13 protein-coding genes are annotated in these 12,514 nt (G+C 74.7%); 9 read left to right on the top strand and 4 right to left on the bottom strand.

The window, feature by feature from the left end; genetic code table 11:
- Positions 1-214 precede the first annotated feature (214 nt).
- Positions 215-493: a PspA-associated protein PspAA gene (gene pspAA / locus IE326_RS28735; RefSeq protein ID WP_150227796.1), complete on the bottom strand. Its 279-nt coding sequence runs from the start codon at positions 491-493 to the stop codon at positions 215-217.
- 31 nt (positions 494-524) lie between these two features.
- Complete coding sequence (locus IE326_RS28730) at positions 525-1,322, bottom strand: PspA/IM30 family protein (protein ID WP_150227797.1); 798 nt, start codon at positions 1,320-1,322, stop codon at positions 525-527.
- Between the two features lie 280 nt (positions 1,323-1,602).
- Between IE326_RS28730 and IE326_RS28725 the strand changes: the two genes are divergently transcribed.
- The 3 genes from IE326_RS28725 to IE326_RS28715 all read left to right on the top strand — a co-directional run bounded on the left by IE326_RS28725 (position 1,603) and on the right by IE326_RS28715 (position 4,320).
- Positions 1,603-2,205: a DUF3043 domain-containing protein gene (locus IE326_RS28725; protein WP_150227798.1), complete on the top strand. Its 603-nt coding sequence runs from the start codon at positions 1,603-1,605 to the stop codon at positions 2,203-2,205.
- 65 nt (positions 2,206-2,270) lie between these two features.
- Positions 2,271-3,047: a class I SAM-dependent methyltransferase gene (locus tag IE326_RS28720; RefSeq protein ID WP_190043730.1), complete on the top strand. Its 777-nt coding sequence runs from the start codon at positions 2,271-2,273 to the stop codon at positions 3,045-3,047.
- A 166-nt stretch (positions 3,048-3,213) separates the two neighbouring features.
- Entirely contained in the window at positions 3,214-4,320 is a 1,107-nt protein-coding gene (locus tag IE326_RS28715; protein WP_190043729.1) for a S1C family serine protease, read from the top strand.
- Between the two features lie 114 nt (positions 4,321-4,434).
- Here IE326_RS28715 and IE326_RS28710 read toward each other — a convergent pair whose 3' ends face one another.
- Positions 4,435-4,644, bottom strand: a complete 210-nt coding sequence (locus IE326_RS28710) for a hypothetical protein (protein WP_030758074.1) — start codon at positions 4,642-4,644, stop codon at positions 4,435-4,437.
- 91 nt (positions 4,645-4,735) lie between these two features.
- Between IE326_RS28710 and IE326_RS28705 the strand changes: the two genes are divergently transcribed.
- From IE326_RS28705 to IE326_RS28690, 4 genes are all read left to right on the top strand, one after another.
- Positions 4,736-5,935, top strand: a complete 1,200-nt coding sequence (locus IE326_RS28705) for a bifunctional adenosylcobinamide kinase/adenosylcobinamide-phosphate guanylyltransferase (RefSeq protein WP_170313800.1) — start codon at positions 4,736-4,738, stop codon at positions 5,933-5,935.
- A gap of 80 nt (positions 5,936-6,015) precedes the next feature.
- The gene (cobT, locus tag IE326_RS28700; protein ID WP_190044240.1) at positions 6,016-7,095 is read left to right on the top strand and encodes a nicotinate-nucleotide--dimethylbenzimidazole phosphoribosyltransferase; all 1,080 of its coding nucleotides are present in this window, start codon (positions 6,016-6,018) and stop codon (positions 7,093-7,095) included.
- A 106-nt stretch (positions 7,096-7,201) separates the two neighbouring features.
- Positions 7,202-8,962, top strand: a complete 1,761-nt coding sequence (locus IE326_RS28695) for a phosphatidylglycerol lysyltransferase domain-containing protein (RefSeq protein ID WP_190043728.1) — start codon at positions 7,202-7,204, stop codon at positions 8,960-8,962.
- On the top strand, positions 8,959-9,705 hold the full coding sequence (locus IE326_RS28690) for a hypothetical protein (protein WP_190043727.1): 747 nt from the start codon (positions 8,959-8,961) through the stop codon (positions 9,703-9,705). The genes IE326_RS28695 and IE326_RS28690 overlap by 4 nt, the downstream gene beginning before the upstream one ends.
- Here the strand turns inward: IE326_RS28690 and IE326_RS28685 are convergent.
- Positions 9,645-10,412: a hypothetical protein gene (locus tag IE326_RS28685; protein WP_150227801.1), complete on the bottom strand. Its 768-nt coding sequence runs from the start codon at positions 10,410-10,412 to the stop codon at positions 9,645-9,647. The genes IE326_RS28690 and IE326_RS28685 overlap by 61 nt on opposite strands.
- An 87-nt stretch (positions 10,413-10,499) precedes the next feature.
- Here IE326_RS28685 and IE326_RS28680 point away from each other — a divergent pair, with 87 nt between their 5' ends.
- Positions 10,500-11,264 carry an adenosylcobinamide-GDP ribazoletransferase gene (locus IE326_RS28680; protein ID WP_150227802.1) on the top strand — a complete coding sequence of 255 codons (765 nt, stop codon included), beginning with the start codon at positions 10,500-10,502 and terminating at the stop codon, positions 11,262-11,264.
- Positions 11,265-11,337: 73 nt separating this feature from the next.
- Positions 11,338-12,507, top strand: a complete 1,170-nt coding sequence (locus IE326_RS28675) for a hypothetical protein (protein WP_190043726.1) — start codon at positions 11,338-11,340, stop codon at positions 12,505-12,507.
- Positions 12,508-12,514 lie beyond the last annotated feature (7 nt).

The raw sequence follows: 12,514 nt of genomic DNA, 5'->3' as shown, positions 1-12,514 counted from the left end.
CGGGGAACGCCGCGGGTCACGGAGGCGGCCGGGGAACGGCACGGGGCCCGGGGTGCGGCCGGGGAACGCCGCGGGTCACGGAGGCGGCCGGGGAACGGCACGGGGCCCGGGGTGCGGTGCGGGTCCCGGGGGCGGCTCCGGGGTCGCCGAGAATGCCGTCCCGGTACGCCCGCCCGCTCGGCCGCCGGCGGGGGCACCGGCCCCCGTGCCCGCGTCAGCCCGGGATCAGGCCGTCGTCGGAGAGCATCGCGCGGACCTCTTCGAGGGTCGCGTCCGGGGCCGGGAGGATCAGCTCCGAGGGCTCCAGGGCGTCGTCCGGCAGGGGGGTCCCCAGCCGGCGGACGGCGGCGAGGAGGGCGCCGAGGGTGCGGCGGAAGCCGTCCTCGTCGCCCGACTCCATCTCGGCCAGCAACTCGTCGTCGAGCCCGTTCAGCTCGGCGACGTGGCCGTCGGCCAGCTCGCGCTGGCCCTCCCCCATGATCCGTACGATCATGACGCGTCCTTGTCGTCCTCGGTGCTGCCCGCTACTGCTTGTCGAAGCGGGGGTGGGACTGCTGCTGGTTCTGCTGTCCGGTGCCCGCCGCACCGCCCTCGATGGCCTGCTGCTGGGCGGAGGGGCCCCCGGCCAGCTCGGCCTTCATGCGCTGGAGCTCCAGCTCGACGTCGGTGCCGCCGGAGAGGCGGTCCAGCTCGGCCTGGATGTCGTCCTTGGCGAGGCCCGACTGGTCGTCGAGCGCGCCGGAGGCGAGGAGCTCGTCGATGGCGCCGGCCCGCGCCTGGAGCTGGGCGGTCTTGTCCTCGGCCCGCTGGATGGCGAGGCCGACGTCGCTCATCTCCTCGGAGATGCCGGAGAAGGACTCCGCGATCCGGGTCTGCGCCTGGGCCGCGGTGTAGGTGGCCTTGATGGTCTCCTTCCTCGTGCGGAAGGCGTCGACCTTGGCCTGGAGCCGCTGTGCGGCGAGGGTCAGCTTCTCCTCCTCGCCCTGGAGGGTCTGGTGCTGCACCTCCAGGTCGCTGACCTGCTGCTGGAGTGCGGCACGGCGGGACAGGGCCTCGCGGGCCAGGTCCTCGCGGCCGAGCGCCAGCGCCTTGCGGCCCTGGTCCTCCAGCTTGGCGGACTGCCCCTGGAGCTGGTTCAGCTGGAGTTCCAGCCGCTTGCGGGAGGTCGCCACGTCGGCGACGCCCCGGCGCACCTTCTGCAGCAGCTCCAGCTGCTTCTGGTAGGAGTAGTCGAGCGTTTCGCGCGGGTCCTCGGCCCGGTCAAGGGCCTTGTTCGCCTTCGCGCGGAAGATCATCCCCATACGCTTCATGACACCGCTCATGGGCTTCGCGCGCCCCCTTCTGACGGACTCGGCAGCAGCTCTTCGTCAGGATCCACAGTACGGTCCCTGCCTCCATTACCGCACTGTTCGGAGCGGGATGCGCTCCTCCCCAAGGACGACTGACGCCCTCCCCTCCTCCGGCGGGAGGAGTAGGAGGATCTCCGGGAGACCCCTGGTGCCGCCCGTCCTCGTGTGCTCACGGGCTACGACGCGAGCTGTGAGCGGATCGTTCCCTCCCGCTCTGGGGTTCCCCGCCCGTCACCCCGTACCCTTGGGTTTTGTGTTCCGTAGCCGTTCGAAGGATGAGAAGGCCCCCACCGAGAAGGTGACGGCGGACCTCTCCAAGCAGCCCCGCGACCCCGAGGCCCCCAAGGGCCGCCCGACCCCGAAGCGGAGTGAGGCCCAGACGCAGCGCCGTCGTGCCCAGACCGTCCCGCTCGACCGCAAGGAGGCCGCCAAGCGCCAGCGTGAGGCGCGGCGGTCCGACCTGACGCGTCAGCGCGAGGCGCTGAACAGCGGTGACGAGCGTTATCTGCCGGCCCGTGACAAGGGTCCGGTGCGCCGTTTCGTGCGCGATTTCGTCGACTCGCGCTTCGTGATCGCCGAGTTCTTCCTGCCGATGGCCGTGGTCATCCTGGTGCTCTCGCTGTTCGGCAACGCGAACCGCGCGCTCCAGAACATCTCGCTGCTGCTGTGGCTCGGCGTGATCGTCCTGATCGTCATCGACTCCATCGGGCTCTGGTTCCGGCTGCGGAAGCAGCTGAACGAGCGCTTCCCGAACGAGCCGAAGCGCGGCGCGATCGCCTACGGCCTGATGCGCACGCTCCAGATGCGCCGCCTGCGGCTGCCGAAGCCGCAGGTCAAGCGCGGAGAGCGGCCCTGAGCGCGGACGGCCCGGCCTCCGGCGATCCCGTCTTCGGCGGGGGCGCCACCGGGGCGGGCGGTCCCGTGCTGCCCGCCGTCGTCCACTGGCCCGCCGGTCACGGCGGGCTCCGGGACACCATCCGGCAGGAGATCGTCGCCCGCCAGGTCGACGAGCAGATAACCGGCCGCTACCCGGTGGGGCAGCGGCTGCGGATCCTCGACGCCGGCATGGGCGCCGGGACGCAGGCGCTGCGGCTGGCCAGGGCCGGGCACACCGTCACGGGCCTGGAGGCCGATCCCGAGCTGCTGAAGGCGGCCCGGGACTCGCTGGCGACCGAGCCGGCCGGGATCCGCGAGCGGGTCCGGCTGATCGAGGGCGACGGCCGGGAGACGGGCGTCCACTTCCTGCCGGGCAGCTTCGACGTGGTCCTGTGCCACGGCGTGCTGATGTACGCCGACGAGCCGGACGCGCTGCTCGCGGGGCTGGCCCGGATGCTGGCGCCCGGGGGCCTGCTCTCCCTGGTGGTACGGAACGCGGACGCCCTCGCCATGCGGCCGGGGCTCGCCGGGGACTGGACGGGCGCGCTGGCCGGCTTCGACACGGACGTCTACCAGGACGACGACGGCGTGAAGGTGCGGGCCGACCGGCTGGAGTCGCTGACGGCGACGCTCGCGGGGATCGCGGCGCCGCTGCACGCCTGGTACGGCGTGCGGGTCTTCACCGACGGCGTCCCCCCGGAGGCCGGGCTGCCGGCCGCCGAGGAGCTGGAGCGGCTGCTCGCCGCTGAGGAGCGGGCGGGGCGGACCGATCCGTACCGGCGGGTGGCGGCGCTGCTGCACCTGTGCGGGGTGCGGGGCTGAGACCCCGCGACGACACGGCCGAGGGGCCGGTGTGCCGATCCGGCGCGCCGGCCCCTTCGCGCGTCGCCCACTCCCGGTCCGTACCCCTGCCCCGTCCGGTGCGGGGTACGCCTGATCGGAGTCGTCCACCGGGCCGGACGAAGGGGGCGGAACGGATACTCCGGACATGGATGTCTCCCGCGCCCGTACTCGTACCGGCTTCCGTCCCCCTCCCCGTGCCCGTGTGCGGCGGCTCGTCCTGCCCCTCGCCGCCGGGGTGTGCGCCGCCGCGCTGACCGCGGGCTGCTCCGCCGGTTCCGGCGCGGCCGACGCGCCCCAGCGGTCCACCGCGCAGGCGGCGCCGCTCGCCGCCAACGACCTCCAGGACGACTACCAGACCGTCATCAAGGACGTCCTGCCGTCCGTGGTGCAGATCGACGCCTCCGAGAGCCTCGGCTCCGGCGTCGTCTACGACGACCGGGGGCACATCGTCACCAACGCGCACGTGGTGGGCGACGAGCGGACCTTCCGGGTCACCGCCGCCACCGGCGGGCAGCCCGTCGCCGCGCGGCTGGTCGCCACCTACCCGGAGCAGGACCTCGCGGTGATCCGGCTGGAGTCGGTGCCCGACGGTCTCAGGCCGGCGCGGTTCGGCGACTCCTCCGAGGTGGAGATGGGGCAGATCGTGCTGGCCATGGGCTCTCCGCTGGGCCTGTCCGGCAGCGTCACCCAGGGCATCGTCTCCGCCACCGGCCGCACCGTCAGCGAGGGCCGGACCGGCGGCGGCACGGGCGCCACCATCGGCAACATGGTGCAGACCTCGGCCGCGATCAACCCCGGCAACAGCGGGGGCGCGCTGGTCGACCTGGACGGCCAGGTCATCGGCATCCCGACGCTGGCGGCCAGCGACCCGCAGATGGGCGGCGGAGCCGCGCCGGGGATCGGCTTCGCGATCCCCTCCTCGATGGTGCGGACGGTCGCCGACCAGATCGTCAAGGACGGCAAGGTCACCGACTCGGGGCGGGCCGCCCTCGACATCACCGGCCGGACGCTCCTGAACGACGACTACGAGCCGGCGGGGGTTGCCGTGGTGGAGGCCGAGCCGGGCGGCGCGGCGGCGGACGCGGGCCTGCGGGCGGGGGACGTGATCACCCGGCTCGCCGACGACGACATCACGACCATCACCTCCCTCGCCGAGTCCCTGGCGGACCGCGCGCCGGGCGACAAGGTCGACGTGACGTACGTGCGGGGCACGGCGACCCGCAAGGCGGAGGTCACCCTCGGCGAGATGTGACCCCGCGGGCACGGAAGCGCGCGAGGGGGTCGGGACCCGCGGGTCCCGGCCCCCCGGGCCGTCCCGGGGATCAGGCCGGGCCCGCGGCGCCCGGCGCCGTGCCCCGCCGTGCCGTCAGGCGCCTTCCGCGTCCAGCGGCATCGGGCCGTAGATCTTGGTGGTGTCCTCGGAGAGGGTCGCCTGGTCCGCGCCGCCCGCGAGGAGGTCGCGCCAGTGCTCCCCCAGCCAGCTCTCGGCGTCGCCCTGGGTGCTGAAGTCCTCCGGGGTCACCACCGGGGTGACCTCCGTGCCGTCGGACTTCTCGAACCGCCACGTCCATGCCATGTCCGCCTCCTGGGGCTCACCGGATGATCGGTTTCCTGCCCGCAGCGTAGCCGGGCGCGCACCCTCCGCGGGGGCGCGGGAGGATCAGGGTGTGGAACTGACTCTGCTCGGCACCGGATCGCCGCTCGGCCTGCCCCGCCCCGACTGCCCCTGCGCGGTGTGTGCGCGCTCCCTCGGAACGCGGGCGCGGGCCGCGACCGCGCTGCTCGTGGACGGCGCCCTGCTGCTCGACCTCACCCCGGGGGCGGCGCTCGCCGCGGCCCGCGCGGGGCGTTCGCTGGTGGGGGTGCGGCAGGTGCTCCTGACGTATCCGCACGACGGTCCGCCGGTGGAGCTGCCGGCCGGACTGCCGACGGCCGGGCGGGTGCCCGACGGGCGGGAACTGACGCTGATCAGCGGGCACCGGGTGCGGGCCGTGCCGATGGACTCCCCCGGGACCGGGTACGAGGTGGTCTCCCCCGACGGGGAGCGGCTGCTGTACCTGCCGCGCGGCGGGGCGCCGGCCGGGCTCGCGGACCACCAGGAGCCGTACGACCTGGTCGCGGCGGACGTGACGGGACGGCCGGACGCGCTGGCCCGGCTGCGGGCGGCCGGGGCGGTGGGGCCCGGCACGGAGGTGATCGCCGTCCACCTGGACCACGACGCGCCCACCGGGGCCGAGCTGGACCGGCGGCTCGCGGCGGCCGGGGCGCGGGCGGTGCCGGACGGGACGGTGCTGTACCCCGGCGAGTACTCGGACCCGCCGGAGGTGCCGCGGCGGACGCTGGTGACCGGCGGGGCGCGGTCGGGGAAGTCGGTGGAGGCCGAGCGGCGCCTGGAGACCTTCCCCGAGGTGGTGTACGTGGCGACCGGCGGGACCCGCGAGGGCGACCCGGAGTGGGCGGAGCGGGTGGGCCTGCACCGGGAGCGGCGGCCGGGCTCCTGGCGCACCGCGGAGACCACCGATCTGGTGCCGCTGCTCGCCGGGGAGGGCCCCGCGCTGCTGGTCGACTGCCTGTCGCTGTGGCTGACGGACGCCATGGACCGGGTGGGGGCCTGGGACGACGGGGTGTGGGCGGAGAGCGGGCGGGAGGCGCTGCGGGAGCGGACGGCGGAGCTGGTGGCGGCGGTGCGGGCGACCCGGCGGACGGTGGTGGCGGTGACGAACGAGGTCGGGTCGGGGGTGGTGCCCGCGACGGCGGCGGGACGGCGCTTCCGGGACGAGCTGGGGCGGCTCAACGCGGCCTTCGCGGAGGAGTGCGAGCAGGTGGTGCTCGTGGTCGCCGGTCAGCCGCTGGTGCTGCGCGGGTAGGGTGCTGATCCCGATGGGCCTGCGTGCCGAACCTCGCTGATGTCACAAGGCGGAAACCCCCGATGGACCCTCTGCACCCCCTGAACCTCGACGACTTCTCCGATCTGATCGTCCGCCCCGACGGCGGGGTCCGGCGCGACGCCGAGGAGCTCCGGGAGCGGCTCACCGTCCGCCCGGGCGCGCTCGGGCGCCTCGACGAGCTGGGCGAGTGGCTGTCCGCCGCCCAGTCGCGGGTGCGGGTGCGGCCGGTCGCGCAGCCGAAGGTGGTCGTCTTCGCCGGTGACCACGGCGTCGCCGCGCTCGGCGTGTCGGGCCGCCCGGCGGGCACCGCCCACGTGCTGGTGCGGTCGCTGCTGGACGGGGAGAGCCCGCTGGCGGTGCTGGCCCGCTCGATGGACGTGCCGGTGCGGGTGGTGGACGCGGGCCTGGACTGCGACCCGGAGCTGCTGCCGGAGTCGGTGACCCGGCACCGGGTGCGGCGGGGCAGCGGCCGGATCGACGTCGAGGACGCGCTGACGCCGGAGGAGACCGAGGCGGCGGTGCGGCTCGGCATGGCGATCGCCGACGAGGAGGCCGACTCGGGCACCGATCTGGTGGTGCTCGGCGACCTGAGCGTGGGCGGGACGACCCCGGCGGCGACGCTGATCGCGGCGCTGTGCGGGACGGACGCCTCGGTGGTGACCGGGCGCGGCGGCGCGGGGATCGACGACCTGGCGTGGATGCGCAAGTGCGCGGCGGTCCGGGACGCGCTGCGGCGGGCCCGGCCGGTGCTCGGCGACCAGCTGGCGCTGCTCGGCGCGGTCGGCGGGGCGGACCTGGCGGCGACGACCGGTTTCCTGCTGCAGGCGGCGGTGCGGCGGCTGCCGGTGGTCCTGGACGGCGTGGTGGGCGCGGCCTGCGGGCTGGTGGCGCAGCGGGCGGCCTTCCGGGCGCCCGACTGGTGGCTGGCGGGCCAGGTGTCCGGGGAGCCGGCGCAGGCGAAGGCGCTGGACCGGATGGCGCTCAACCCTCTGCTCGACCAGGGCGTCCTGGTGGGTGAGGGAACCGGGGCACTGCTCGCGCTTCCCCTCGTCCGGGCCGCGGCGGCGCTCGCCGCCGAGCTGCCCGAGCGTCCGGAGCCGACCACTCCGGACGCGGCCGCCTCCGTCGGAGCGGTCTGAGGGGGCGCACCCATCGGCTGAGGTCCGGGGGCGGCCGTCCGCGACGCGCGGGCGGCCGCCTCCGGCGTCGCCGCACGGGAAGCGATGCCCCATATGATCGCTTTTCATGGGAGAGGTCCGTTTGTCCGCCGAAGGAGTGTCCCGGAGCACCGACCGGACGCGGCGCAGTGCCGCGTTCGCCGTCTGGTACCTCCGCGTCGTCACGTTCATCAACTTCCTGAGCGCCGTGTGGGTGTCCTTCGGACAGGACCTGCGCCGGCACAACGAGGACGACTACTTCACGCCCTACATGCTCACCGCCGGCTTCGCCTCCGGCGTCTTCACGCTCTTCCTGGCGATCACCATGCGGCGCCGCAAGCGGGCCGCGTGGATCCTCAACACGGTGCTGAGCGGCCTCTTCCTGCTGCTCTTCGCCCTGGTGATGCTCTTCCCCGAGATCAGGCGGCACGCCCAGAACTGGATCTCGCTGGGCCTGACCGCCGCCTTCTTCACCGCCCTGCTCCTCGGCCGCAGGGAGTTCTACGCGAAGGGCGACCGCTCCAACCCGCTGCTCGCCGCGCTCGTCGCCGTCGGCGGACTGCTCGTCACCTCGCTGCTCGCCGCCGTCCTGGTCACCGCCACCAACACGGCCGCCGGCTCCTCCACCTTCCTGGAGCGCTGGCGGTACGGCGTGATGCGGCTGGTCACGCTGGCCGCCGACGACTCCCGCTTCCCCACCATCACCACGCCCGGCTGGGTCGACGTGGTCATCAACGTGATGTCCACGCTGCTGCTCTTCGCGGTGCTCTTCGCCGCCTTCCGCTCGCGCCGGGCCGTCGACCCGCTGACCGAGGAGGACGAGGAGCGGCTGCGGGCGCTGCTCGACAGGCACGGGGACCGCGACTCGCTGGGCTACTTCGCGCTGCGCCGCGAGAAGAGCGTGGTGTGGTCGCCGAGCGAGAAGGCGGCGATCGCCTACCGGGTGGTGGGCGGGGTGTCGCTGGCCTCGGGCGACCCGATCGGCGACCCCGAGGCGTGGCCGGGGGCGATCGAGCCCTGGCTCGCCGAGGCCCGCGAGCACGGCTGGATCCCGGCGGTCATGGGGGCGAGCGAGGAGGCCGGGACGGTCTACGCCCGGCACGGCCTGGACGCCCTGGAGCTGGGCGACGAGGCCATCGTGGAGACCGACGAGTTCACCCTCGACGGGCGGGCGATGCGGACCGTCCGGCAGGCGTACAACCGGGTCAAGCGGGCCGGGTACGAGGTCCGGGTCCGGCGGCACGAGGACATTCCCGCCGAGGAGATGGACGAGCTGCTGCGGAAGGCCGACGACTGGCGGGACGGGGCGACCGAGCGGGGCTTCTCGATGGCACTCGGGCGGCTCGGGGACCCGCGCGACGGGCGCTGCGTGATGCTGGAGTGCACCGACGGGGAGGGCGAACTGCGGGCGCTGCTCTCCTTCGTGCCGTGGGGGCCGAAGGGGCTCTCGCTGGACCTGATGCGGCGGGACCGCGCGTCGGAGAACGGCCTGATGGAGTTCATGGTGATCGAACTCCTCCAGGGGGCGAAGGAGATCGGGATCACTCAGGTCTCGCTGAACTTCGCGATGTTCCGCTCCGTCTTCGAACGCGGCTCGAAGCTCGGCGCGGGACCCGTGCTGCGCATGTGGCGTTCGCTGCTCAGCTTCTTCTCCCGCTGGTGGCAGATCGAGTCGCTGTACCGCGCCAACGCCAAGTACCGACCGATCTGGGAGCCCCGCTTCATGCTCTTCGAGAAGAGCGCCGACCTGCTGCGCATCGGTCTCGCCGCCGGGCGCGCCGAGGGCTTCCTGGAGGCGCCCGGCCTGCCGAAGTGGCTGCACCGCAAGCACCTGGCGGGCGGGCGTTGACCTCCCCGTCCTCCCCGTCCGCCCCGGCTCCCCGGACCTCCCCCGTACGGCGCTTCGCCCGGCGCGAGTGGGGGCCGCTCCTCGCCGTCCTGCGGCGGGAGCCGGCGGCCCGGCGGTGGCGGGCGGTGCCGCTGACGCTGTCGGCGGTCTGCCTCACCGCCCTCTTCCAGTTCGCGCAGAACCAGGACTGGGGGTACGGGCCGGTGCAGGCGGTCGGCGCGGTGCGCGCCGGGGACCCGCTGTGGCTCGCCCTGCTGCGCACGCCGCTGTCGCTCTTCGTCCCCGCGCTCGACCTGCCCGTCTGGGGCGCGCTCGCGCAGGTCCTGCTGGTCTTCGGGATCGCGGAGCTGTGCCTGGGGCGGGGGCGGACGCTGGGGATCGCGTACCTGGCGACGCTCTGCGGGACGCTGTACGCGCGCGCGGGCATCGCGCTGGGCCCCGGCACCCCCTTCGGGCTCCCCGCCTCCGACGCGCAGGTGGTGGACACCGGGCCCTCGGCGGCCGTGGTGGGGCTCGCCGTCTACGTCTGCTGGCGGCAGCGGGCGTACTGGACGGGCGCGGCCGTCGTCGTGGCGATGGTGGTCGAGGTGTTCGTCAAGCCGAACCTCGCGGGCAAGGAGCACCTGGCGGCCATCGCGGGCGTGCTCGTGCTGATCGCCGTCCGGGCGTGGCGGCGGCGGGGTCAGGGCGAGCCGGTCCCCCGGCCGGGCACCCGCTCCTGGAAGCCGCCGATCAGGTCCTGAGCCCTGCGCCGCACCCGGGTCCAGCGCTTGTCGTGCCGGTAGGCGCGGACCGTGCCCCGCGCGCGGGCCCGGTGCCGGCGGCCGTAGAGGTGCCGCCACCACCAGGAGCCGGGGCGGGCCAGCCGGACGGCGCCGACCAGGGCCACGAAGGGCACGAAGACCCCGATCAGCGCCATCCGCAGCTTGCCCTTGACCAGGGTGACCAGGATGAAGAGGAAGTTCAGGGCCAGGGTGAGGAGGAAGCCCACCCGGTCCTGCCGCTCCTCGGCCGTGACGCCGTCGACGCCGAGCGGGGAGAAGCCGCTGAGCGGCAGCAGCATGAGGGCGGCGGTGAGCACGACGACCTCGACGCTCTGCCGGCCCTCCTCCGACCAGTACACGTCGTCGAGGTGGAGGATGAGCGCGAACTCGTCCAGGACGAGGCCTGCGCCGATCCCGAAGACGACGGCGAAGGCGGCCGCCCCGAAGCCGTGCCGGCCGCTGGCGACCGCGCCGAAGCCGCCGAGGACGGTGAGGACCACCCCGGGCACGACGTGGTGGATGTGCAGCCCGCCCGCCGAGGAGACGTTCCGGAAGGGGCCCTTCCCCGCGCGGATGAGCCGGGTGACGGTCCGGGTGAGGAGGAAGGTCAGGACGAAGGAGGTCAGGGCGAGGAGCATGGGCAGCTTGCCCGGCTCCAGGATGTTGCGGGAGAACCAGTGACCCATGCCACCCCGTTCCGGTATGCCCGAGAGATCCAGATCGATACGGATATCGGAAATCTACCGCCCCGGTCCGGCGATTACCCTGCCCGGATGGACGGCCTGCGTTTCGCCTTCGGGACCCTCACCGTGTTCCCCGCCCGCATCACCCGCTGGGACCGGGACGCGGCGCGCGGCGGCATGCTCTGCGCCCCGGTCGCCGGATTCGCGGTCGGTCTCGTCGCCGCCGCCGCCGGCGGGGCGCTCCTCCCCCTCGGCGCCGGACCGCTCCTCGCCGCCGTCGTCACCGTCGCCGTCCCCGCGCTGCTCACCCGCGGCCTCCACCTCGACGGCCTCGCCGACACCGCCGACGGGCTCGGCAGCGCCAAGCCCGCCGAGGACGCGCTGCGCATCATGAAGCAGTCCGACATCGGCCCCTTCGGCGTCATCACCCTGCTCTTCGCCCTCCTCGCCCAGGTCGCCGCCGTGTACGAGCTGTACGGGGAGGGCTGGGCGCACGGCGCGGTCGCCGTCGTGCTGGCCGCCACGGTCGCCCGGCTCGCCCTCACCCACGCCTCCCGGCACGGCGTCCCGGCGGCCCGGCCCGAGGGCCTCGGCGCGATCGTCGCCGCGACGGTGCCGGTCCGCTCCGCGACCCTCTGCACCGCCGCCGTCCTCCTCCTCGCCGCGGCCACGGGGCTGCTGTCCTCCCCGTACGACTCCCTGCACGCCGTCCTCGCCGCGGGCGCCGGCCTCGCCGCCGCCGCCCTCCTCCTCCGCCGCTGCGTCCGCCGCTTCGGCGGCGTCACCGGGGACGTCTTCGGCGCGGTGGAGGAGACGGCCGCGACGGTCACCCTGGTCGCGCTGGCCCTGGGCTGACACCGGGCCGGCGGTGATCGTTTCGTGACCGGGGGCCGGACAACCATCCGTCCCCCGCGGGGGTCACCCCTGCATGACCGGAAAACTCGTCCGCTCCGCCGCGGGACTCGCCGCCGTCCTCCTCTCCCTGACCGCCTGTTCGGCCGGAGGGCAGGACTCCGCCCGGCCCGGCCCCTCGGCCACCGCCGACCACCCGGTCTTCGGCCAGAAGACCGGCCGGCAGGTCTTCCTCGCCCTGCGGGAGACGCAGAAGGCGGGCACCGCCCGCTTCACCCAGAAGCTGACCTTCGCGGGGAAGAAGGGCGACCTCGTCCGGACCATGACCGGCAGCCTCGACTTCGCCGCGGACCGCGGGAGCGTCGCGGTGACCTGGGACCTCCCCGCGAAGACCTCCGCGAAGGTGCGCACCGCCGTCCTCGGCTTCACGCCCTCCCGGGAGGACGGCGAGACCTCCGGCACCTATCTGGTCGACCGCGACCGGACCCGCTACCGGGCGGCCTCCTCCCCGTACTGGATCGACTACGCCCCCGAGGACACCGAGGGCGTCGCCAAGTCGTTCGTCGGCGAGGACCCCCTGGAGTTCCTGCGCGGCAGCGAGGCCCCGGTCGGCGGCACCCTCCTGGAGGCGGTGGGCGCCGGGACGGCGACCTCGTACCGCGAGGGGAAGGCCGGCGGCCGCGTCTACCGGGCGGGACTGCCCGACACCACGCTGGAGCTGCTCTTCCCGCCCGACCTCGGGCCCCACCTCGTCACGGCCGGTGCGAGCGCGGCCCAGCGGCCGCCCGTCCCGCTCGCCGTCGAGGTGGACGGCCAGGGGCGGCTGACCCGCGCCGGGATCACCGTGAAGGACGCGTTCCGCGAGGACGGCGACCTCACCGCCTTCACCACCCTCACCATGGATCTCACCCTCACCGGGTACGGCTCCCCGGTGCCCTCCCCGGCCCCCGGCGACCGGGTGCTGAAGGCGGCGGACGTCGTCCGGGACATCGCCGAGGTCCGCGAGGGCGGCTGCGTCGACTTCACCACCGGCCAGCGCAACAGCCGCCAGGTGGTGACCGTCTCCTGCGGCGCCTCCCACGACGCCCGGATCACCGGCCAGCACCGGGTCGCCCCCGGCGCGGACCCGGAGGAGACGACGGCCCGCAGCCAGGCGGTCTGCGGGCGGGGCATCTGGGCCTGGTGGACGCCCCCGGAGGAGGGCACCGGCACCGAGGTGCTGACCACCTGTTACGAGGTCTCCTAGCGGGGCC

Source organism: Streptomyces filamentosus, from assembly GCF_014654895.1.
Lineage (GTDB): Bacteria > Actinomycetota > Actinomycetes > Streptomycetales > Streptomycetaceae > Streptomyces > Streptomyces filamentosus.
Note: the sequence above shows the minus strand (reverse complement) of the source record. Positions and strands in the feature narration are given on the sequence as shown.